This window comes from Devosia sp., from assembly GCF_035944845.1.
Classification (GTDB): domain Bacteria; phylum Pseudomonadota; class Alphaproteobacteria; order Rhizobiales; family Devosiaceae; genus Devosia_A.
In genome coordinates, this window is the sequence record NZ_DASZAW010000081.1 from 26,998 (window position 1) to 47,741 (window position 20,744).

Sequence of the window (20,744 nt, forward strand, 5' to 3'; positions counted from 1 at the left end):
GGCAACCGGCGGTGGTAGATGTCGGCGCCGGCCAGCGGCGTACCCGGATAGCACGACGCGGCACAACTTTCGGAGCTGATGGTGAAGGCGCCAGCGCCAGCCACTTCACTCGATCTTGGGGAGAAGGTATTGCGAGAAGTCGAATTTGTCCGTGAAATTGGCAAGAGCGTCAAGAACTTCGGGATTGCTGGACAAGCAGCGGACGATTGAAGCAACCTGACGACCCAGTGTGGTGTAGGTTGGCTCGCGATACGAGCGAGACTGATCCGGAACCGCGCAGGATGCGCCAAGTCTAGCTGCAGCATAGAAAACAGCGTGGTTGTCTCGAACCCAGAATGCGGTGTCATCCTTCCAATTGATGGTGCGGCTTATCTTTACACCGTGATCGCCGAAGAAGGCCAGGATTGCATGTGGATCGCGTTCGCGCACCACCGCCACGATCTCGTGAATGACGCGCGCCGCCAGGTCGGCCTGAACCTTGAACCGGTGTCGATACTGCGCCAGCTGAGATGGATCGAAACTGTCAAAATCATTGGGGGCGTGACCAATGGGATAATAATAGTAATAGATACCAATCTTCGGCGGCTTGTCCGGAGCGGCGACGATCCTGTCGAGCACCATCTTGTGCCAGACACTGTCAAAGAGCGGTACGTCTGGGTCGCTAAAGTCCGTGGATTCGTCGAACAACAGGCTGGGCTCCGAACCCGAAAATAGTAGGCACAGACCAAACGTGCCATACGCGCGCGCCGTCTCCGATGCGAAGCGGCACAGCGAGCTGTCGGAAAAGAGATTCTTTACCGGAAAGATATGTTCATCGACGCCCGCGCCCGCGCTGCCAAAATAGAAAGGCAGCGATGAACCGGTCTCGACGCGGTATCCGTTTGCGCGGAACAACGTCGCCACCGGGCTCGGCCGGCGCCCCGCGAAATAGCCATCGCCGGGAAATGCCGCCTTGTCGTCAAGCGTCATGAGGGAATCAAAGGATTCGCTGGACGGTGTAAAGGCAGCGAAGACATTGTCTTCGACACTCATTCCGAGATCGCGCGCACTTTCGTCATAAGCCAATGGAGCTAAGTCCAGAAGCAAAGACGCGGCTTCGCGCGGTATCATCGCGTCAAACCCTATCAGATAGATATTGGGGCGTTCATTCAAACGGATCGCCGCATAGCGATCCAGCAACGCGACCTGTTCGGGTGGGACCGGGGGATTTGATTGGGTTAGAACGGGCACAAGCGGTATCACAGCGAGCGCCGCCGCCCCGATAAGTCGTCCGGCGGCGGTCGACCCGGTCGACACCACCACTACCCAGAACAATACCGCCATTATTGCAGCAATACCTACCGAAATGGCGCCCAGGTTCAAATGAACCGCATACAGGGAAAAGGCGGTGAGACCCACGAGGACCAGCGATAGGGCGATGGCCGGACGCCGTCCCAGAACCCTGTATACGGCAGCCACCATCGCCCAGGCGACAACGAGGATTCCGCCGCAATAGAACACGGCAAATTGTGTGAGCTCGGCGGGGTTTTCGCGCGCAAGCAACAACAGGAACGCCCCGAGGATGCCGCCGGAAGCAATTGCGCATGCGGCAACGAGGCTGGCTCCCCACCTACCGGCTATATTCATAAAGCACCCTGCCGCTCTCCGAAACGACCGTTGTCGATACAATCTCCGCACGGCGCCCCAGCGCCTCGCGGAACGTCTGTTCCGTATAGTCAGGAAATACATCGGGCCGAAGCGCCAGCATGAACTGAACGGTCGGATCTGACTTGGGCACGAATTCAATAATGCCATGCGGCGCAAACTCGACGATCCAGTCCACGACCTGATCGAGCGGAATATTCCGTCCTATTGCCAGATGATGTTCAAAGGCCAGGGCAAGCACACCGTCCGCCTTCGCCCGGGTGGCCAGTCCGTCACGTTCTTTCTGACGCCAGCCTTGGTCCGGGCTGGGATTTGCCGCATCGAGCCATAGTGGCAGGAACGGCAACTGGAGGCTCCGTGCCCGGTCAAACGCCCGGTCGACTGCAGTCTGGTCAAAATCAAATCCGACGACTTCGCGAGCACCGCCGTCAAGCGCAGCGACGCTGTAATTACCCGAGTTGCAGCCCAGATCAATGATCCGAGCAAGCTCGCGGCGGCGGACAAACTCCGTAATCACCGCTGCTTTCTTTGTCGTCTCATCGGGTTGATAGGAGTTGGCTGCGGCATAGTCACCCCATGTCGTCACCGCCCCACCCCTCGGCTGGAGGCGGGTGATCCAGGATTTCAGTCCTGTGAGGATGCCACGATATGCGGCGACTGAGAGCCCTCTACCCTGGCCCGCCTGACGCACGGCCTTGTCCGGTGTGGCCCGTGACGACCGTTGCAGCCGCGCCAACAAAACCACATGTGCCAGAACGTTGAAGGACAGCTTGTCGCGCAATGACAGGGTCGCCGCCAGATCTTCGGTGGTTATCCCTTCCAGCGCACCGCGAAACCAGGCGTTATGGGCAATCCCGCGTAGGGCACGCAGGAGGAGAGGATTAAGGAATTGCTCGCAAAATTGCCGGTATCCGGCCCAGTACGCACCTTCCTCGTAGGGAACGATAGACAATGCGTCTATGAAAACCGGCTTTCCGCCTCGAAATTGGACATTGTAGGCCGTCGCATCGCTTAGACTGGCACCTCGCTCCAGAAGCCAGAGCTGGAACCGCAGGTGAAACAGCGCCGCGGCGCGCAGCTGTTCAAATCCCCACTCATAGGGGTAGCTGATGAAAGAGATCGGTTCATGTTCAACGACCAGATCTCCATCCTGGCCGATATCCGCCGCAAGTTCGGGTGGAGCGATCTCAGTCTGAACCAGATGCCCAGCCGCAACCGCATCCGCAATGACCGGCAGCATCTTCTCAAAATCCCGACGTCCCTCCGGCGTGATCACCCTGAAGACCCGTCCGCCCCGCATCAGAACATGGCCCTTCGGGTCCCTGAAGGAACCCGCGACGCGGCCTGGGGTCTCTGACATCACTCGTCGTCGAGCTTCTTGTTCGTGGCTTTGCCGCGGGTGACAAAGCCCTTAAGGCGTGCCCAATAGATCGAGATAACCGAAGCGGCCGCCACTGCGCCACCGATGAGCCCCTGGAGCAACATGCTCGCCGTACCGGGGTCGAGATATGCATAGGCCGGCGCTGTACTCGCGACGGTCAGAACGGCCGCAAAGGCCACGAGCCTTGGATAGTCCATCTTGTTTCCCCTTCTCAGGTCTGGCGTTGGCAAATCTCGGTGTCCTAAGGTGACGATCGTTGGCGTTTCCGATGCCGACGGCTTGCAGAGTATTGTTTGTCTTCCTCCGACCGCACCAAGCGTGTCGATCAACGCCGCCTCACTTGATCTAGTGGACGGTGTGCAGCGGTCCCCCCTGAAACCGTCCGTCCGCCGTGCCGCAGGAACTTGTGAATGAATCGTTGTCGCGATATCGCCAACAAGCATCAACGTCTCCCTATACTACGAACGGGCACTTAGCCCCGGCCGCCTAGCCTCTGCAGATGTGAGGGCCTCCAGAACGGGGCGCCCTGCCAGCGGAGGCACCTCAATGAAACTGCTAGACGCGGCCGGCACCCGGCCGATGATGCTTGCGGTCGCGATCGCGACGCTCCTGACGACGACGAGTGGAGTTTCGCTCCAGTCGCCGCTGCCCGTCGGCGAGCGCTACGAGGTTGCGGCGAACACCAAGGTCCGGTCGGTCAAGCTCTACGGCTCCTCTCCCTATGTCTGCACGCCCAGCGGCTTTGGTCGCAAGGCGCGCTGCTACCTGCGCTCCAGCATCGGCTGATCGCCGACGCCGGAGCGCCGGGTGGCCTACTCGAGAATATTGGCTGTGACGCGCCAGTCCGGCAGTCCGTAGGGCTCCGGCCAGGGTGCAACTTCCTTGTCGTCGAAGTAGGAAACGCCGAGCAGTTCAGGGAACTGTGGGTCCTTGCCCATCGACTCGCTGGCCCATTTCTCCACGTAGGCCAGGTCGCCGATATAGCCGAGTTCGGCGACATAGATCGGCTTGCCGAACGGCAGCACCAAGTCATATCCGGGCTTCAGCCGCTCGGCGAAGAAGCGGTCGCGACCGAACTTGTCCTGGTCGTATTGCTGCAGGGCGAACACCGACAGCCCGATATCGTCGACGACATCGTCGCCGGGGTAATAGGCTGCGAGCCCATCCTCTCCCTTGGGCGACCACATGAAACGCGCCTGAGGTGCCTTGGCGCGGCAGCGTTCGACGAAGTGGCGATAGGCCGCGATGTAATCCGCCGGCGCCCAATCAGACCAGATGAAGCGCCCGGTCTTGTCTTCCATCTCCTGCGCCCAGCGTACCGTCGTGGGTGTGCTGAGCCGCCCGATCTCGCCGCAAAGTCCATCGATGATGCCGTCGTAGGCGCCCGAGAAGATGCCGCTCCGTAGCTGCTCGGGCGTAATCCGCCGCTCCTGGTCCCAGGTCCAGGGCTCTACCGTGATCCACAACACCCGGCTGCGCTCCTTGGCGTAGCTTGCGGCGAGGTCAAGGGTGGTGAGATCGATGTCCTCCCAGGGCAGGAAGAGGTGCTCTATCGATGGCGTGGTGTCATTGGTGAAATCGCCGTGCGGATCATAGACGCCCAGAACCCAGGGGTTGGGCCCGGGAACCGGACGACCGTCTTGGGCCGGCAATGCCTGCGCCGCCGCCATCGCGGGCAGGGCGATCGTCAACAGAGCTGTCACTAGTCCTGAAATATTACGCATGCTGGATACCTCGAATGGACCATTGATCATTGCTTGTCGGTGTTCTGGTTGGCCTTCTGAAGTGCCGGTGAAACGAGATCCCCCCGGATCAACTTGCTGAATTGGTCCCCCGGTTCAGGCTTGGCATGACGAAAGATGTACCAACCGCCCTTCGGTAGTTTTTTCTGGTAGATTTGCTCACCCACTGCGACATGCAGGAAGCAGGTCGAAGCGGGAGAACTTTTAGTCGCATTCACCCAGATGGCTTCGAAGCAAAGCCGGCCCTGGTCGGTAATCTTCCATTTGCCTTCCGCCGTGGTGACGCCGTTCTCGCCCACGGTTCGCGCTCTGAACACCCGGCCATCCGTCTGGAAGTAGCCGCCGCCTTCACCCCATTTCCAGGTCTTGTTGCCATAGAGCTGCAGCAGTTCCGGCGCGCTGAGGGGCAGCGCGTCGGCTGGCGGATCGCCCTCTGCTGCCTCCAGCGATGTCACCGGCATCGCGGAGATGGACGCGAAGGCTGCTACCGCGAGCGACACGAGTAATAGGTGCAACTGTCGGATCATCTATCGTCCCCCCCTTTGGAGGTGACGGCCGCGGCGCTGACGAGGTCCTTGGCGATCAGCTTGTTGTACTGGTCGGTCTCGACCGGCACGCCATGCCGGAACACATACCAGGCGCCGTCGGGCACCCGGCGCTGGTAGATGTCGGCGCCAACCGCTGCGTGATCAAAGCAGGTGTTCGCCCGGGAGCTGCCCGAGCTTTTGCTCCACACGGCTCGAAAACACATCCTGCCGTTGTCGCTGACGCCCCATGTGCCTGCGGCGAGCGTGACATCGTTGTCGCTGACGGTGCGGGCGCGGAACTGGCCGTGCGGCCCGAAATAGCCCCCGCCTTTGGCCCATTGCCAGGTCTTTCCGACGTAGAGTTCAAACAGCTGCTGGCCGGTCAACGGCTCGGCTCCTCTTGGCAGCCCGTGCCCCGTGCCCATCGCGAATTTCGTCGTCGCGGTGCGCCCCGCAAATCCAAGAGGCGCTGCCAAAGCAGGTATCGCGACCATCAGACTCACGCCCAATGCGGCGAGCAGCGCTTTGGTGACATCTGGGATAGATTGCTTGGTCATGAATCACCGGCTCCCGGCCACTTGATGCTGAAGGAAAATGAACGCCGGGCGGTCTGTCCCATACCCGCGCCCGCGACCGAGAACTTCGTCTCGGTAAACCGCACATTTGAGTTCCAGGCCACCGCATCCAGGATATCGAGACCGTGCTGGCCCACCGCGGCGAGAGGAAGAATGCTGAGCACGGCGACCGTACCGGTACGCGCCAACCACGGCACATCACGTCGCTCGACGCGGTTTTCCCGGCGATGTGCAATGAGGATTATCGCGAGTACCAGCGCATAGACGGCGGCATTGAGCGCGGCGAACAGGTAGTAGCCACTGGCCGCGCGGATGTCGTGGATCGCAAATGCGGCTAGCCCGGAGACGATTGAAATGCAGGCGTATGGCGCGAGCACGCTAAGGGGCAAGTCTTGGGCCTCGCTGCTGGCTTTGGGCGTAACGCGGAACTCTGTACGCCTGTGCGCGAGGGTATCGACAATCGCGGCGATGGTCCCGAGGATCGCCCAAGGCCACCTCGCGAACACGAAAACGGCGTTCTCCCACGAGACGATCTTGGCGTTGTAGGGGCGAAATGTGCCAGTGGCGCGCCACGCGAAGGCGAGAACGATCAGTAACCCCGCCATCGGCAGGAAATGGAGTAGGAAGTCGAAATAGGCAACGTTGACGAAGGTGAAGTCGAACGCCAGCGCCAGGATCGGCATCATGACACTCAGCAGCATCACGATCGCAAAAATGGGGTACCAAAGCTGTGAGAACAGGAACTGAAACTTCAGTTTGAAGGGGAGGTTTCCCAAGTGTTGTCCGGTGTGCTGCAGCAGAATCGTCACTAGGCTGCGCGACCATTGGAATTCCTGCACCGCCAGATCAGCGAAGCTGGCCGGCCCCAAACCGTGCGCGATGGCGTCGATGGCATGCACTCCGCGCCAGCCGCCGGAGTTCATCATGAGCGTGGTAGAGTGATCTTCGGCCAGTTCGGGGCCCAAGCCGCCGATCTGTCGTAATGCGGCAGTACGAACGGCATAGTGCGAGCCGATGCAAAGCGGCGCCCAGCCCCCATTGTATCCAGCCTGTAGTGAGCCGTGCAGACTTGCCTCGGCGTACAACCTGCCGCGCGCCGACCAGCTCTGGTTGGCGTTGCTGTCGCAGATGCTCGGCGCAGAGACGTAGCCGACCGCCGGATCGGCGAATGGCTGCACCATGGCCCGCAGGTAGCCTTGTTCGGGCACGTGATCGGCGTCGAGTTGCACCACCACATCGTACAGGTCATAGCCGTAGTGGTCATAGAAGTAGGCGAGGTTGCCTTCCTTGCAGCGTGTGCGACGTGGCCAACTCGATCGATGATAGTCCGTCACTCCGAACCGGGTGGATACCTTGACTCCGTGGAGCTCTGCCCAGTTCAGGATTTCTGGGGTCGGAGCCTCGTCGGCAAGCCAGGTGTCATGCGGCACGTCCTGTTCGAGCATGGCGGTCAGCGTTTTGATGACCAGATCCAGCGGCTCGCTTGGTGCCTTGGTCACGACCATGGCGATGCGAAGCTCGGGCGGGATTTCGATCGCTGACGACGGTCGGCGAGAGTTGCGGAAGATGAGGAGGAAATATGCTGGGGTGAGCGTGACCCACAGCAGGGTCGCTGTCGCAGTGAGAAACGGAAATATGCCGCCGATATGTTCGGGGTGAATCCACCATGCCCACAAGAACACGAAGCAAGTCGTCCAGACGAGGGCTCCCAGGGTCTGCAGCCACCGGCTTCTGCCGCTGAGCACCGGCTCCATTCGGGGGCTGTCTGCGCCATTAGCCGGCATGGCGCAGCTCGACCGCGAACGAGGGCGCGGCAGTCCCAATGATGGTGTCGATGTCGGAGAGGCGGGGCGCGAAGCCAAGCACCTCCTGCGCCAGCCGGCCATCCGCATATAGCGATGGCGGATCGCCTGCACGCGCCGGCCGCATCACTGCAGGGACGCGTCGTCCGGTGGCGCGTTCGACCGCGTCGAGCACTTCGAGCACCGAAGTGCCCCGGCCGGTGCCGAGGTTCAGCCGCGTGCTTTCTCCTCCGGCGATCAGGTAACGGGCGGCGAGGACATGGGCCCGCGCCAGGTCGCTGACATGGACATAGTCGCGGACACAGGTGCCATCCTTCGTCGGCAGGTCGCTGCCAAACACCTCGAGATAGGGGATCTGGCCATAGGCCGCGAGCAGCGCACGCGGGATCAGGTGCGTCTCGGGATCGTGCCGCTCGCTGAGCTCGCCTCCGGGATCGGCGCCGGCTGCATTGAAGTAGCGCAACGCCACGGATCGAAAGCCGTGTGCAAACTCGAAGTCGGCGAGCATCTGCTCGCCGACCAGCTTGGTGCGGCCATACGGATTGATCGGGCGCTGCCCGGACGTCTCGGCAATGGGCAGGACTTCCGGGATGCCATAGGTCGCGCAACTGCTCGAAAAGATCACCTTGCTGACACCAGCCGCGTGGCACGCTTCCAATAGCGACAGCGTGCCCTCGACATTGTTGCGATAGTACTTGGCCGGTTCGGTCACCGACTCTGTGACATAGGCCGACGCCGCAAAGTGGATGACGGCGGCGGGCCGTTGCAGCCGAAGCGTCGCGGCGAAGCCCTCGGTGTCGCAGATATCGCCTTCAACCAGTGGCCCCCATTTCACGGCATCGCCGTTGCCGGTACTGAGATTGTCATAGGCGACCGGCAGATAGCCCTCACCGGCGAGCTGCTTGCACGTGTGGCTGCCGATGAACCCGGCGCCGCCGGTTACGACGATAGGGGTGGCCTTCAAAGTGCCGCCTCCAGCCCTGACGAAGCCCGCACGAGCTCGACATCGAAATAGGCGATGGTCCGCTCGAGCCCTTCCCTCAGCTGAATCCGCGGCTCCCAGTCGAGCAGGGCCTTGGCGCGGGAAATGTCAGGGCGGCGCTGCCGCGGATCATCGATCGGCAACGGGTGGTGGACGATGCGCGAGCGCGATCCGGTCAAGGCGACGACGAGCTCGGCCAGCTCACGCATGGTGAACTCGGCAGGGTTGCCCAGGTTCACCGGCCCCGCCGGTGCCTGTTCGAGCTGCATCAGCTTCAGGATGCCGTCGACCAGATCATCGGCAAAACAGAACGAGCGCGTCTGCAGGCCGTCGCCATAGAGAGTGATGTCGATGTTTCGCAGCGCCTGGACGATGAAGTTCGAAACCACCCGCCCGTCATCGGGGCTCATGCGGGGCCCGTAGGTGTTGAAGATGCGGGCGATGCGGATATCGACGCCATACTGCTGGCGATACTCGAAGAATGCGGTTTCGGCGGCTCGCTTGCCCTCGTCGTAGCAGGCGCGGGGACCGAACGAGTTTACATTACCCCAGTACTCCTCGGGTTGAGGATGCACCGCAGGGTCGCCATAAATTTCCGACGTCGAGGCCTGGAAGATGCGGGCGCCGGTCTGGCGGGCGAGCTCGAGGGTGTTGAGGGCGCCCAGCACATTGGTCTTCAGCGTATGGATGGGGTCGCGCTGGTAAAGCGGCGGGGAGGCGGCGGACGCCAGGTTGTAAACCTCTGCGACCTGCTCGAACGGCAGCTTCAGCGGCGAAATGACATCATGGTGGAACAGCTCGAAGTCTCGGTGGGCCAGCAGATGCTGGATGTTCTCCACCCGGCCCGTCTGCAGGTTATCGACACAGGCCACGCGGTAGCCCTGGCCCAGCAGCTGTTCGGAGAGATGTGATCCTACAAAACCAGCGCCGCCTGCAACGACTGCAATTTTGCTTCTGCCAGTAGGGTATGTTCTTAGGCTGGTAACTGATGCGGCCATGATTACCTCTGGCGCTGACGTAGCACTAAACAAGTGTCAGCTGGTGGAAGTATTACGACGGCCGCACGTCGAACGAATAACGCTAGATTATTGTGGACAATACCTGCCGCCTGGGTTGGCCTCCGGTCGGTGGCAGGATTGGTCTGGTGTTATGTCGCTGGATACCCATCTGGCTGTTGCGAATTAATGTTTTTGTAACCAAGCTGGCCGGGTCGGCGCTACGGGCTAAGGTCGCCATTGGCCGGTCGGTCTTGGGTCGGTACATATCTCGCTGTAAAGGTTAAGGCGGGAGCTGGACTGGTCGGGGTTCGGGATCAAAGATAAACCGAAGGGAATCGCGCGAGATGGCCGGGCAATGGGGTGGATTTGATTGTCATGGCGCAGCGTAGTCCGACTGATCGACTGCGCGGAAACCACTACGGCACGACAAAGTTTTGCTGTGGTTTGACCGTCATCAGTAATCGACGATGCGCCTAGATCGCGATTTTGTGACCGTTTCGGCGGTGCTGATCCTGCTGATGCTGCTCGCGGGACCGGTGATCGCGGCGCAAGCTTGGGTTGCCAAGTCGGTAAAGGGCACCGTGTTGTCCATGGTTGGCAGCCAATGGTCGGAGCTGCCCGCCGGCTCGGAACTGCCCATCGGCGTTCCGGTGCGCACCTTGCAGGGCGCACGTGTCTCCCTCAGCCGCGGCGATGTCATGCTTCAGCTCGGACCCAACAGCGCCGTCCAGGTTGATCAGCCGACGCAGCGGTTGACGCTCATCACTCAGTTCGCCGGTACGGTCGAAGTCGAAGCGCAATTGCGCTCGGGCCAGCGCCTGACGTTGAGGACCTCGGCCATGACGGTCGCCATGAGTGCCGGACACTCGAGGCTGCGAGTGTCAGGCGATGCCGGGACAGTGGTCGTGGAGATCGGCAAGGCCGTCATCCGCGATCTCGTTACCGACGCCGAACAGACGGCGGTCGCCGGCGAAGATGTGACACTGACCGAGGCCACTGCCACGACAGCGCCGGGAAACAGTGCAAACAGCAATGCGGGCGGCAACGGCAACGCCGGTGGCAACTCGGGCGGCAACGGCAACGGCAACGCCGGCGGCAATGGCAACGGCAACTCGGGCGGCAATGGCAACGGCAACTCGGGTGGCAATGGCAACGGCAACTCGGGTGGCAACGGGAACGGCAACTCGGGTGGCAACGGGAACGGCAATTCCGGCGGCAACGGAAACGGCAATTCCGGCGGCAATGGGAATGGCGACTCCGGCGGGAGCGGCAACGGTGGCGGGAACGGTAACGGCAACTCGGGCGAGAACGGCAACGGCAACGCGGGTGGCGGCGGCAATGGAAACGGCAATGGCAACGGCAACAACAAGTGACAACACGGCGGTCGCCGCGCCGCCGACCCGGATTGCCTTCGTCGACGATCACCCGACGCTGCTGATGGGAATTGCTGCGCTGTTTTCGTCAGACGCCCGTTACGCCATCGTCGGCACGGAATCCTCGGCCGCTGGCGCCGTGGAGCTGGCCCGGTCCGGCCGGCCCGACATTATGACGCTCGACATGAGCATGCCCGGCGACGTATTCGCGGCGATCCGCTCGATCTCGGAACTGTCGCCGCTCACCCGCCTGATCATCTTTACCGCTTATGCCGACGTCGACCTGGCCTTGCAGGCGCTCGATGCCGGTGCGAATGCCTTCGTGCTCAAAGGGCGGCCGTCCGAGGACCTGTTCGCCGCCATCGAGACGGTCAAGACAGGCGGACTCTACGTTTCGCCGGATTTCTCCGCCAAGTTGATTGCGGGGTTCCGCAACCGCACTCGCCGCGAGCGCGAGCGGTCAGCCGCCAAGCTCAGCTCCAGGGAGCAGCAACTGGTGCAGTGCCTGTTTGAGGCCAAGAGCAATAAGGAAATTGCTCGAGCCCTCAACCTCACCGAAAAAACGGTCAAACATTACATGACCAACCTGATGAACAAGCTGAAGGTGAAGAGCCGCCTCGAAGTGGTGCTGGCGGCCCAGCGGCTGCGGGCGCCATACGATATCGAAATGCCGAACCGCGCCGACGGCGACATTTAGCCCCTGCTATCAAGCGGAATCCGGGCATCGATGCGAGCCAGTTCTGCTTCAAAGGATACCGCCAGGATGCCGCCCTGGGACTCGACGCGAAAGCGCATGGCGCGCAACCCCGTCTGATCTGTCGAGGACGTTTGCCGCGATGCGTCGCTCACGCGGTTGGTCACTTCCAACCGTAACCAGCCATTGTAGACGGCTGCCTTCACGCGCTGATCCTGCCCGCCCCCATGCCGGTAGGCGTTGTTGAGGGCCTCCTGCACCACGCGATAGGCGCAGATCTTGGCGGCGATCGGTGTCCGCGTGCTGTTGGGGATGTCCAGCTCGCGCCTGACCTCTGTTCCGGTGAGGCTCTCATGGCGTGAGGTCGCCAGCGCAATCGTCTCGCCAACGCCTAGCTTTGCCAGCTCGGGCAGTACCAGGCCGGCCGAAATACCCCGCAGGTCCTCGAGCGCCTCACGCGCCAGCTCGGCGCTCGGGTCCGCTGGCGCATCTGGCTCTGATCCTTCCGCTCCCGAACGGGTGAGGCGAAGTATCAGCAAGGTCAACAACTGGACCGGCCCGTCGTGGATGTCCGAGCCCACCTGAGCCAGCACGTGCTCGTTGGCAAGGCTCGACTCTACCCGCAACTGCTCCGATGCGGCGCGCAGCGCCACGTTCTGTCGCAGCAGCGAGCGGGTCTCTCGCAGCGTTTTGGCAAGTCGCTGGCGTTGCAGCGTGATGATATTGCCCGTCACGTCGACGAGCAGAGCCAGCGTACCGACGGAGACGAACCCGATCAGTGCGGTGATGATCCAGACGTCTGAGCGGGCCTGCGCTTGCAGTTCGCGGACCGTCCTCGCGCTGAAATAGAGCTCCGCCACACCGAACACTTCGCCGGTTTCAGCCCGTCGCAGCGGCGTGTAGATCTTGATGATCGGCAGGGTCGAGCGCGGCAGCGAGCCGACTGGTTTTAGCGGAACATCGACCAGATGAGCGTTCAACACGCCTGCCGCCGCGTCGCTCAGATCCTCGGGTGCGGCCACATCCTCGAGGCCGCCCAGCGACTCGAACACGACGCTCCCCGCGATATCGCGGACCCTGATCTGCAGCAGACGGGTAGCGTCGGCGCTGTTGCCAACCGTGAATACTGCCTGCAGTGCAGCGCGTCGATCTGGTGACAGCATCGCGCCATCGAGACTCTGCGAGATCAGTGCCTCAATGCTCGCCGCGGCCGTACCGGCGACCCCCTTGGTGATACTCTCGCTGACATAGCTACTGGTCCAATTCCCCAGGATCAGCATCGCGGCCAGCACGACCGACAGGGCGATGAGAAAGAAGCGCTGGGACAACGAAATGCGCCGGAGGCCGCGCGCCGCCCAGTTCCTGATCCGCCTGACGACCCACCATTGCTGCGTCAAGTCACTCTTTGCTCCGCCAAGTCGGCGGCATGGTTGCACGATCTAGGCAGCCGCGCGAGCACGCGGATAACACTGACCGTGGACCGCAAGGATCGTTTTCCCTCCCGCAAGGGGGCGTTGCGACGGCTTCGATGCGGAACAGTTTAAGTCAACTTGGCTGCCCGATTTTGCCTGCATATGGCCCAGCCTCGGCCATTTCCAGCCCGCCCTGACGCCAAGTTTCCCGTGTTTACGGTCGGCTAACCCTAAACCCGCATTATCGCGAAAGCCGGCATTTGCGTCACAGTTTATCTAGATTGCCGGCGCGTCGTTTGTTGCGTTCGCGTGGATAGTAAAGCGTTCTGATGGCCCAATACCGGACCACCCCGATGCGCCGGGCTCGCAACGAGCTCGCCGTGCTCAAGCTGTGCGCAGGTTTTGCGCTCGCGATTTTCGCCGTCGCCGGCCTGACCGGCGCTGCGCACGCCCCTGATGGCGGTTCGCTCTCGGCCTATGAAGCCAGCCTAACGCGGCCGACGCTCAGTCGTTCCGGTACCGATGTGATCATCACCGGGTCGATCGACAACATTTTCCTGTCGCAGAGTTTTGTCGGCGCCAACCGCGCCATCAAGCAGGACCGCGCCCGCCCCACTGTAGAACTGGCGGAACTGACCGCGAGCTTCGCCGACATTCGCGCCAGGATTGCCGCGGCCCGCAACCCCAAGGGGGGTACGCCGGCGACAGTGGAGACCGCCAAGGCGGAACTTTCCGATCTGACCAAGAGCGACACCAAGCTTCCCACGGACATTCCGGTCGCCGTCGCGGCGCTCAACCCGGCCTGGACCACACCGGCGCTCGACGCCATCGAGGGTCTTGCCGGCACCGGCAGCGATGTGCCGATGCCGCACACCATGTCCCAGAAGCTCGCTTACGCACGCGCCGACCTGCCGGCGACCGTGTTTGATGGGTCGGTGCTGAACAAGTCGGGCAAGAAGGTTTCCGACAAGGAAGTCTGGTGCATGGCCACGGCCATCTACTTCGAATCCCGCGGCGAGAGCTATCGCGGCCAGGTGGCGGTGGGGCAGGTGGTGATGAACCGCGTTGCCCACAAACTCTACCCCGACAGCATCTGCGGTGTGGTTTACCAGAACCAGAGCAAGCGCAACGCCTGCCAGTTCTCCTTCGCCTGCGACGGCATTCCCGAGACGGTGAACGACCAGAAATCGTGGAAGCAGGCCATGGCCATCGCCAAGGACGTGATCTCGGGCAAGGAATACCTGACCGAGGTCGGCTACTCGACCCACTACCATGCCACTTACGTCTACCCGCACTGGGCCCCCCGCATGAAGAAGAACGTGAAGATCGGCATGCACGTTTTCTATCAGTTCAAGCGTGGCTGGAAGTTCGGCTGATAAGGGGTTGAGATTATTCTGGGTACGTGCCCCCAGACCCCCTCTCTTGCGAAAACTAAGGACTTAACTGCGCTAAGCCCATATTTTCGCTTTCTCCCCCGCCAAGGGGGAGAGTCCCGACTGATACTCCAGTGCAAATGGCGGGGAGAATTCCAAGAGTGGGGGCGCTGGAGGGCGCGATTGTATCCCCTCAGAACGCTGCCATCTTCCGCTTCACCTTGTCGATGAAACCCTTCAGCCCCGCCTCGGTCTGATTGTTCATGTCGTAGAGCGCCAGGTAGGTCGGCGGCATCAGTGTACCGAAGGTGGCCCAGGCCCAGCGCATGGCGAGGCGGCGGGGCGGGTCGCCCATGATCATGGTGCGCAGGCGATCGCCGCCATAGGTGGTGACGTAGGCGACCTTCTTGATGTTCTTCATCCCCGGGATCAGCTTGCCCTTGTCCGGCGCGTCACCGCCTTCCAGCACGAAGGAAACGCCCGGCAGGAAGATCCGGTCGAAGAAGCCCTTGAGGATGGCTGGGTAGCCGTAGTTCCACACCGGGTGGACGAAGACGATCTTGTCGCAGGCACGCAGCCGATCGACATAGGGCTTGGTCAGCGGCGTGAGGTTCCCCGGAACGTCGTGATACTCGAGCCGTTCGGCCCGGCTCATTGCCGCCTGAAAATCCTCTTCGTAGAGGTTGAGCGCATCGACCTCGTCGCCCTTGGCCCGCAGCGCCTCGCACACCGCATGGAACAGCGCGCGGTTGTAACTGGTTTCGACCGGGTGGGCGTGGACGACGAGGACCTTCATTCGGCCGCGCCGCCGAGCGTGTAAAGGCCGGTGAACAGCCAGGTGCGGCCGGATTCGAAATCGAAATCCGGGTCGTCCCAGGCAATCATCTTGCCGGGGTTCAGGATGCCCTTGGGGTCGGCTTCCTTCTTGAACTGCAGCTGCGCCCGGTCGGTGCGCTTCATGCCGCCTTCCTCGAGGGTGTAGCGATGCGGATTGAAGACGAGGCAGCCATTCTCCTCGTGCAGCCGGATGATCTCCTCGAGCCGCTCTTCCGAGCTGTAGCGGACGATCGGCAGGCCGGAGAACACCACCCGGCCGTCGAAGCGCGTCATCTCGATATGCATCGGCATCTCGTCGCCAAAAGTCTCCACCGCCCACTTCACGTGGGCGAGGTCGGGGTACTGGGTCTGCAGGTAGGTGATGGTCGGATCGATCTTCAGCCCGCGCAGCGTCGTGTGGTTCCAGGCGAGCTCATAGATCGGCGGCAGCTTTGCCTTTTCCTCGGGCGTCAGCGTATCGGCGCGATAGAGCAGGTCGCCTTCGTGGAAGGCGACGAAATCGACCAGCGCCGGCACCGCCGCCGGCGCCGCCATCAACAGCACGACCGATTGCTCGCGGCTGCGGATATAGGGGCGGTGGCGGTTGAAATAGTCATGCGCCACGGGCGCCGCGACCGGTGAGATTTCCTTGCACAAGAGGCCATCCTGCAGCGCCACCTGCTCGGCGAAGGCACAGGCATCGATGATCGAATCGAAGCCGACCATCATGTCGACCCAGTCGTAATGGGCGGTCAGCGGCATTTCGGCTTCGACGATGATGCCGTTGGTGCCGTAGGCGTGCGCGACCTTGAGGATATCGGGGCCGCGCAGATCGAGCACCCGCGGCTCGGCCTCGCAGGTCACGACCTTCAGGCCGAGGATGTTGCCGAAATTGCGCAACCCGCCCCAGCGGATCGAACCCACCCCGCCCGAACCACCGGCGATGAAGCCACCGAGCGAGGCCATGCGATAGGTCGAGGGGTGGAAGCGCAGCTCGCCATTGACCGCATGGATGGTTTGCTCGTCGAGCTGCTCGAGGATCACCCCGGCTTCGGCGCGCACCCGATCCTGCTCGATCTTGATCACCTTGTTGAGGTTCATCAGGTTGAGCATGGCGCCGCCGGAGAGTGGCATCGCCTGGCCGTAGTTGCCGGTGCCGGCGCCGCGTGGCGTCACCGGCACTTCATACTTGAACGCCTCGCGCAGCACGGTGACCACCTCGTCGACCGAGCGCGGCGACACCACGATCTCGGCGGTGACGCCTTCGAGCTGCTGCTTCAGCCGCGGCGAATACCAGTAGTGGTCGCGGCTCTTCTGCTGCACGATGCGCGGGTTGTCTTCGACCGGAATGTCGCCGAGCGCGGCGCGAAAGCCAGTAATATCCATGGTCTACTCCATCAGGTCGTCGAGTTCGCGGTAATCGGGCAGGCTCGTGTCGATCGCCTTGCCGGCGCGCAGCACGATGCGGTCATGTTGCGGGCGGGCGTTGAGTTCGGTCCAGCTGCGGGCCCGGAACAGCACGAGATCGGCCGGTGCGCCGACCTCGATCACTGCCTTGTAGGCAAAGCCGCCATGCGCAGCCGGAGCCGAGCCGACGGCGCGCACCCAATCCCAGGCCTGGTCCTGCGGGTGATCGAACTGCAGGATCCGCGCGCCTTCGCGCAGCACCTCGACACCATCGAGATCGCCGTAGGCGTAGAACGGGTCGCGGGTATTGTCCGAGGCGATGGCGACGACCGCGCCGGCCGCCTTGAACTCGTTGAGCAGCGTGGCGCCGCGGCGGATCGGGGTGCGGACGGTGCCGTTCGCGTTCACCCGGTCCTGCAGGTAGATGTTGCACATCGGCAGCGAAACGATGGCAATGCCGGCTTCGACCGCCTTGTCGATGGTCAGGCGCTGGGTGCGCTCGTCCTGCACGGTGAGCACGCAGCAATGGCCGGCCATCACCTTGCCGGTGAAGCCGGTCTCGAGCACGGCCTCGGCAAGGTGCAGCAGGGCATGCGCCGAGGGGTCGCCGGTCTCGTCGGTGTGCAGGTCGAGGTCGAGGCCAAGCTCGCCGGCCTTCTCGACCACCCGCAACATGGCTTCTTTGGAGCGGGCATATTCGGCGACGGAGCCGCCGAGGATACCGCCCGAGGCCTTGACCTGCTGCGCCACGGCATCGAGCTCGCCGGGGTTCACCAGCGTGTCCGGCCCGACAATGGACACCGCCTGTAGTTCGATGCGGCCGGCCCAGCGCCTGCGCATCTCTTCAAACAATGCCCAGCTGATCTCGTGCTGCGGTGGCGCGCTGTCGAGATGCGTGCGGATCGCGGCGGTGCCGTGCGCATAGGCACAGCGGAGCGCGAAATCGAAGCGCCGCTCGACATCGGCAGCGGCCCAGTTGCGCTCGCGGTCGGCGCCGACGGCGAGCAGGGCACCCAGCCAGGTCCCGTCAGGGTTCGGTTTGCGCGGCCAGATATGGCCTTTGTCGAGATGGGTGTGGATATCGACGAAGGCGGGAAGGATCAGACCGGCATCGAGGTCGTGGCTCGGGCCGGTGACCGGCGCCGAGCCGGCGGGGCGCATGGCGGCGATGCGGCCGTCGACGATGTCGAGATCGACGGTTTCGATGTCGCCGCTACCGATCTTGCCGCGCGCCGCGCTCGGCACACGAGCGTTGCGCAGGGTCACTGTGCCGGTGGAAAGGGCAGGGGTGCCGTGCATCAGGAGACTTCCGGAGTCGCGTCACTGCCGACTGAAGCAGACGGCCCCCTCCCGGCCTCCCCCATGAAGGGGGAGGTGAAGAGTTGGGGCCGTGGCTCGATCGTACCAAACACTGGATGCGGCACCTCCCCCCTTGTGGGGGAGGATGGGAGGGGGCCGTCTCTCTCAGTCAGCACGCTCAGTTCTCCCGCTTGACCGCGCTCTCGTGCCAGCGGTGCAGCGACAGCCAGGCGATGAACGAGGTGATGCCGAAAATGGCGACGCCGGTGCCGGTCAACAGAATCAGCGCGGCGAACAACCGCGGGATGTTGAGCCGGTATTGCGATTCGAGCAGCCGGAACGCCAGGCCCGAGCCCTGGCCGGCAGCACCGGCGGCGAACTCGGCCACCACTGCTGCGATAAGCGCCAGGCCACCCGCGATCCTGAGCCCCGCCATGAAGTAGGGCAGGGAGGCCGGTAGCTTCAGGAACACCAGCGTCTGCCAGCGCGACGCGCCATAGAGATCGTAGAGGTTGAGCAGGTTATGGTCGACGCTCTTCAGACCCGTCACCATGTTGGAGAGGATTGGGAAGAACGCCACGAGGAACGCGATGATCAGCAGTACCGTCTGGGTGTCGGGCACATAGATCAGTAGCAGTGGCGCGATGGCGATGACCGGCGTCACCTGCAGGATCACTGCGAACGGGAACAGCGCCAGTTCCACCCACTTGCTCTGGACGAGGATGATCGCCATGGCGACGCCGCCAATCAGAGCGAGGATCAGCGCCGTGAAGGTGATCCGCAGCGTCACCAGCAGGGCGGGTAGCAGCGTCGGCCAGTCGTTGAGCAGCGAGTTCACCACATCGCCCGGGGTAGGCAGGATGTATTTCGGGATGCCGTTGAGCACCACGGTGAAGTGCCAGGCGATCACCGCCAGCACCAGCATGGCGATTGGCACCACGACGCGCAGCACCCGCTCCGTGTTGGAGGTGCGCGGCCGCAGAATGGCGACGGCGCTGTCAGTCCCGGCTTCGTCGTCGGGGGCGGTTTGCACGACGTTGCTCATCAGTGCGTCCCCCCGCCGGCGTGGATGGCCTCGTGCAGCGCGTGCGACACGTCATGCGTAGCGGCTCGGTATTCTTCCGAGGTGCGGTATTCTGCATCGCGCGCTCCGCTGGTCTTGAGCGGCAGGTCGGCGAACACCTGGCCCGGGCGGGCCTTCATCACCACGATGCGATTGGAAAGGTAGACGCTCTCGAACACCGAGTGGGTAACAAAGATCACCGTGACACCCGACTGCTTCCACAGCCGCAACACATCGTCGTTGAGCTTCTGCCGGGTGATCTCGTCGAGCGCCGCGAATGGCTCGTCCATCAGCAGCAGTTTCGGCTTGGTGACCAAGGCGCGGGCGATCGAGACGCGCATCTTCATGCCGCCCGACAATTCCCGGGGATAGGCATCGGCGAAATCGGCAAGGCCGACAGAGGCCAGCATTTCCATGACGCGGGGGCGTGCCGCAGTCTTGCCGATGCCCTCGAGGCGCAGCGGCAGGTAGACATTGCCGAACACCGTCTGCCAAGGCATCAGCGTCGGCTCCTGGAACACGAAGCCGACATCGCCTTCGGGCAGGCCACGCGAATTGATCTTGGAGGAGGGCCAGTCGATGCTGCCCGAGCTCGGGCCGCCGAGGCCGGCAATGATCCTGAGCGCCGTGGATTTGCCGCAGCCCGATGGGCCGAGCAGGCTCAGGAACTCGCCGCGCGCGACGTCGAGCGACATGTCCTTGAGCGCCAGCGTGCCATTGGAGAAGACTTTCGAGACGTTGCGCATTGAGACGACGGTCTGTGTCGCTTTCGCTGCGGTCGCCGGCTCGGCGAGAGAAAGATCAGTCAAGTGCGTTAGCCCACGTTAGGGTCGAACGGCGCGGACGGGATTGCCCGCGCCGAGTTGGTTGGCGGAGGTCTTAGCTTACTTCACCAGCTCTTTGCCAAGCCCGTGGCACACCAGTTCAGTGGTAAATGCCTGGGTGTAGTCGATGCCGTCGGCAAACAGCCCCACCGCCTTCATCTGCTCGTAGAAGCTCTTCCAGCGTGCGTCGGTCATGCAGCCGATGCCGTTGGCTTCCGCGTCGCCGGAAACCACGATGCCGTACTCCTTCATCTTGGCGAGGCCGTAGGCGAGCTGGCCGTCGGTCATCTCCGGGTTATCCTTCTTGATCAGCTCATTGGCCGCGGCGTTGTCGCCATAGAGATAGTTGTACCAGCCGATGATGGTCGCCTCGACGAAGCGCTTGGCGACGTCCTTGTTGGCGTCATACCAGGGCTTCATCGTTTCGATGGTGGTCGAGTAGGGCTCGAACCCGTTATCGGCGAGCAGGAACACCTGCGGCACCCAGCCGGCCTGCTTCTCGATCTCGTAGGGCTCCGAGGTCAGATAACCCTGCTGGATCGCCATCTTGTCGGCGATGAACGGCGCCGGGTTGAAGGTATAGGGCTCGAACTTCTCGTCGACGAAGCCCTCGTAAGCGGTCTTCATCCAGCTGAAATACGAGATGAAGCCATCCTTGGAGAGGATGTACTTGGAGGCGCCTGCGAGGTCTGCGAAGGTCTTGAAGCCCGCATCCGGATGGGCCAGCAGCACCTGCGGGTCCTTCTGGAAGATCGAGGCGATGGTGATGGTCGGAATGCCTTCCTTGACCGCGTCGATCGCGGTGGTCGGGCCACCCATGTAGAAGTTGATC

20 protein-coding genes are annotated in these 20,744 nt (G+C 62.6%); 4 read left to right on the top strand and 16 right to left on the bottom strand.

The window, feature by feature from the left end:
- Positions 1 to 105: 105 nt before the first annotated feature.
- The 3 genes from VGV07_RS16095 to VGV07_RS16105 form a co-directional block, all read right to left on the bottom strand.
- Positions 106 to 1,626, bottom strand: a complete 1,521-nt coding sequence (locus tag VGV07_RS16095; protein WP_326869740.1) for a hypothetical protein — start codon at positions 1,624 to 1,626, stop codon at positions 106 to 108.
- Positions 1,610 to 2,884 carry a 50S ribosomal protein L11 methyltransferase gene (locus tag VGV07_RS16100; RefSeq protein WP_326869741.1) on the bottom strand — a complete coding sequence of 425 codons (1,275 nt, stop codon included), beginning with the start codon at positions 2,882 to 2,884 and terminating at the stop codon, positions 1,610 to 1,612. The genes VGV07_RS16095 and VGV07_RS16100 overlap by 17 nt, the downstream gene beginning before the upstream one ends.
- Positions 2,885 to 3,003: 119 nt before the next feature.
- On the bottom strand, positions 3,004 to 3,222 hold the full coding sequence (locus tag VGV07_RS16105; RefSeq protein ID WP_326869742.1) for a hypothetical protein: 219 nt from the start codon (positions 3,220 to 3,222) through the stop codon (positions 3,004 to 3,006).
- Between the two features lie 349 nt (positions 3,223 to 3,571).
- On the opposite strand from VGV07_RS16105, the gene VGV07_RS16110 reads away from it, so the two are divergent.
- Positions 3,572 to 3,811 carry a hypothetical protein gene (locus VGV07_RS16110; RefSeq protein WP_326869743.1) on the top strand — a complete coding sequence of 80 codons (240 nt, stop codon included), beginning with the start codon at positions 3,572 to 3,574 and terminating at the stop codon, positions 3,809 to 3,811.
- A gap of 26 nt (positions 3,812 to 3,837) precedes the next feature.
- Here VGV07_RS16110 and VGV07_RS16115 read toward each other — a convergent pair whose 3' ends face one another.
- Genes VGV07_RS16115 through VGV07_RS16140 form a run of 6 tightly spaced genes read right to left on the bottom strand, consistent with a single transcriptional unit; the run spans position 3,838 to position 9,651 of the window.
- Entirely contained in the window at positions 3,838 to 4,749 is a 912-nt protein-coding gene (locus tag VGV07_RS16115) for a glycoside hydrolase family 26 protein (RefSeq protein WP_414649965.1), read from the bottom strand.
- A gap of 26 nt (positions 4,750 to 4,775) precedes the next feature.
- Complete coding sequence (locus tag VGV07_RS16120) at positions 4,776 to 5,294, bottom strand: DUF995 domain-containing protein (protein ID WP_326869745.1); 519 nt, start codon at positions 5,292 to 5,294, stop codon at positions 4,776 to 4,778.
- On the bottom strand, positions 5,291 to 5,851 hold the full coding sequence (locus VGV07_RS16125) for a DUF995 domain-containing protein (RefSeq protein WP_326869746.1): 561 nt from the start codon (positions 5,849 to 5,851) through the stop codon (positions 5,291 to 5,293). The genes VGV07_RS16120 and VGV07_RS16125 overlap by 4 nt, the downstream gene beginning before the upstream one ends.
- Positions 5,848 to 7,623, bottom strand: a complete 1,776-nt coding sequence (locus VGV07_RS16130) for a glycosyltransferase family 2 protein (RefSeq protein WP_326869747.1) — start codon at positions 7,621 to 7,623, stop codon at positions 5,848 to 5,850. The genes VGV07_RS16125 and VGV07_RS16130 overlap by 4 nt, the downstream gene beginning before the upstream one ends.
- A 19-nt stretch (positions 7,624 to 7,642) precedes the next feature.
- Positions 7,643 to 8,635 carry a UDP-glucose 4-epimerase GalE gene (gene galE / locus VGV07_RS16135; protein ID WP_326869748.1) on the bottom strand — a complete coding sequence of 331 codons (993 nt, stop codon included), beginning with the start codon at positions 8,633 to 8,635 and terminating at the stop codon, positions 7,643 to 7,645.
- The gene (locus VGV07_RS16140) at positions 8,632 to 9,651 is read right to left on the bottom strand and encodes a UDP-glucuronic acid decarboxylase family protein (protein ID WP_326869749.1); all 1,020 of its coding nucleotides are present in this window, start codon (positions 9,649 to 9,651) and stop codon (positions 8,632 to 8,634) included. Before VGV07_RS16140 ends, galE begins: the two co-directional genes overlap by 4 nt.
- A gap of 467 nt (positions 9,652 to 10,118) precedes the next feature.
- Here VGV07_RS16140 and VGV07_RS16145 point away from each other — a divergent pair, with 467 nt between their 5' ends.
- Complete coding sequence (locus VGV07_RS16145) at positions 10,119 to 11,024, top strand: hypothetical protein (RefSeq protein WP_326869750.1); 906 nt, start codon at positions 10,119 to 10,121, stop codon at positions 11,022 to 11,024.
- Positions 11,002 to 11,721, top strand: a complete 720-nt coding sequence (locus VGV07_RS16150; RefSeq protein ID WP_326869751.1) for a response regulator transcription factor — start codon at positions 11,002 to 11,004, stop codon at positions 11,719 to 11,721. Before VGV07_RS16145 ends, VGV07_RS16150 begins: the two co-directional genes overlap by 23 nt.
- Here the strand turns inward: VGV07_RS16150 and VGV07_RS16155 are convergent.
- On the bottom strand, positions 11,718 to 13,115 hold the full coding sequence (locus VGV07_RS16155) for a hypothetical protein (protein ID WP_326869752.1): 1,398 nt from the start codon (positions 13,113 to 13,115) through the stop codon (positions 11,718 to 11,720). The two genes, VGV07_RS16150 and VGV07_RS16155, sit on opposite strands and share 4 nt — an antisense overlap.
- A 344-nt stretch (positions 13,116 to 13,459) precedes the next feature.
- On the opposite strand from VGV07_RS16155, the gene VGV07_RS16160 reads away from it, so the two are divergent.
- Positions 13,460 to 14,506 carry a cell wall hydrolase gene (locus VGV07_RS16160; protein ID WP_326869753.1) on the top strand — a complete coding sequence of 349 codons (1,047 nt, stop codon included), beginning with the start codon at positions 13,460 to 13,462 and terminating at the stop codon, positions 14,504 to 14,506.
- 190 nt (positions 14,507 to 14,696) lie between these two features.
- Here VGV07_RS16160 and VGV07_RS16165 read toward each other — a convergent pair whose 3' ends face one another.
- The 6 genes from VGV07_RS16165 to VGV07_RS16190 form a co-directional block, all read right to left on the bottom strand.
- On the bottom strand, positions 14,697 to 15,299 hold the full coding sequence (locus VGV07_RS16165; RefSeq protein ID WP_326869754.1) for an NAD(P)H-dependent oxidoreductase: 603 nt from the start codon (positions 15,297 to 15,299) through the stop codon (positions 14,697 to 14,699).
- Complete coding sequence (locus VGV07_RS16170) at positions 15,296 to 16,705, bottom strand: FAD-binding oxidoreductase (protein ID WP_326869755.1); 1,410 nt, start codon at positions 16,703 to 16,705, stop codon at positions 15,296 to 15,298. The genes VGV07_RS16165 and VGV07_RS16170 overlap by 4 nt, the downstream gene beginning before the upstream one ends.
- A gap of 3 nt (positions 16,706 to 16,708) precedes the next feature.
- A complete protein-coding gene (locus VGV07_RS16175; RefSeq protein ID WP_326869756.1) occupies positions 16,709 to 18,025 on the bottom strand; it encodes a cytosine deaminase in 1,317 nt (438 codons plus the stop codon).
- Between the two features lie 178 nt (positions 18,026 to 18,203).
- Complete coding sequence (locus VGV07_RS16180) at positions 18,204 to 19,070, bottom strand: ABC transporter permease (RefSeq protein ID WP_326869757.1); 867 nt, start codon at positions 19,068 to 19,070, stop codon at positions 18,204 to 18,206.
- A complete protein-coding gene (locus VGV07_RS16185; RefSeq protein WP_326869760.1) occupies positions 19,070 to 19,834 on the bottom strand; it encodes an ABC transporter ATP-binding protein in 765 nt (254 codons plus the stop codon). The genes VGV07_RS16180 and VGV07_RS16185 overlap by 1 nt, the downstream gene beginning before the upstream one ends.
- 138 nt (positions 19,835 to 19,972) lie before the next feature.
- Positions 19,973 to 20,744 (bottom strand): ABC transporter substrate-binding protein (locus VGV07_RS16190; RefSeq protein ID WP_326869758.1); only part of this gene is annotated, 772 nt, incomplete at its 5' end.

Coding starts and splice junctions, on each gene's coding strand:
- VGV07_RS16095 (WP_326869740.1), bottom strand. CDS start 1,626: ATGAATATAGCCGGTAGGTGGGGAGCCAGCCTCGTTGCCGCATGCGCA.
- VGV07_RS16100 (WP_326869741.1), bottom strand. CDS start 2,884: ATGCTGCCGGTCATTGCGGATGCGGTTGCGGCTGGGCATCTGGTTCAG.
- VGV07_RS16105 (WP_326869742.1), bottom strand. CDS start 3,222: ATGGACTATCCAAGGCTCGTGGCCTTTGCGGCCGTTCTGACCGTCGCG.
- VGV07_RS16110 (WP_326869743.1), top strand. CDS start 3,572: ATGAAACTGCTAGACGCGGCCGGCACCCGGCCGATGATGCTTGCGGTC.
- VGV07_RS16115 (WP_414649965.1), bottom strand. CDS start 4,749: ATGCGTAATATTTCAGGACTAGTGACAGCTCTGTTGACGATCGCCCTG.
- VGV07_RS16120 (WP_326869745.1), bottom strand. CDS start 5,294: ATGATCCGACAGTTGCACCTATTACTCGTGTCGCTCGCGGTAGCAGCC.
- VGV07_RS16125 (WP_326869746.1), bottom strand. CDS start 5,851: ATGACCAAGCAATCTATCCCAGATGTCACCAAAGCGCTGCTCGCCGCA.
- VGV07_RS16130 (WP_326869747.1), bottom strand. CDS start 7,623: ATGGAGCCGGTGCTCAGCGGCAGAAGCCGGTGGCTGCAGACCCTGGGA.
- VGV07_RS16140 (WP_326869749.1), bottom strand. CDS start 9,651: ATGGCCGCATCAGTTACCAGCCTAAGAACATACCCTACTGGCAGAAGC.
- VGV07_RS16145 (WP_326869750.1), top strand. CDS start 10,119: ATGCGCCTAGATCGCGATTTTGTGACCGTTTCGGCGGTGCTGATCCTG.
- VGV07_RS16150 (WP_326869751.1), top strand. CDS start 11,002: ATGGCAACGGCAACAACAAGTGACAACACGGCGGTCGCCGCGCCGCCG.
- VGV07_RS16160 (WP_326869753.1), top strand. CDS start 13,460: ATGGCCCAATACCGGACCACCCCGATGCGCCGGGCTCGCAACGAGCTC.
- VGV07_RS16165 (WP_326869754.1), bottom strand. CDS start 15,299: ATGAAGGTCCTCGTCGTCCACGCCCACCCGGTCGAAACCAGTTACAAC.
- VGV07_RS16170 (WP_326869755.1), bottom strand. CDS start 16,705: ATGGATATTACTGGCTTTCGCGCCGCGCTCGGCGACATTCCGGTCGAA.
- VGV07_RS16175 (WP_326869756.1), bottom strand. CDS start 18,025: ATGCACGGCACCCCTGCCCTTTCCACCGGCACAGTGACCCTGCGCAAC.
- VGV07_RS16180 (WP_326869757.1), bottom strand. CDS start 19,070: ATGAGCAACGTCGTGCAAACCGCCCCCGACGACGAAGCCGGGACTGAC.
- VGV07_RS16185 (WP_326869760.1), bottom strand. CDS start 19,834: ATGCGCAACGTCTCGAAAGTCTTCTCCAATGGCACGCTGGCGCTCAAG.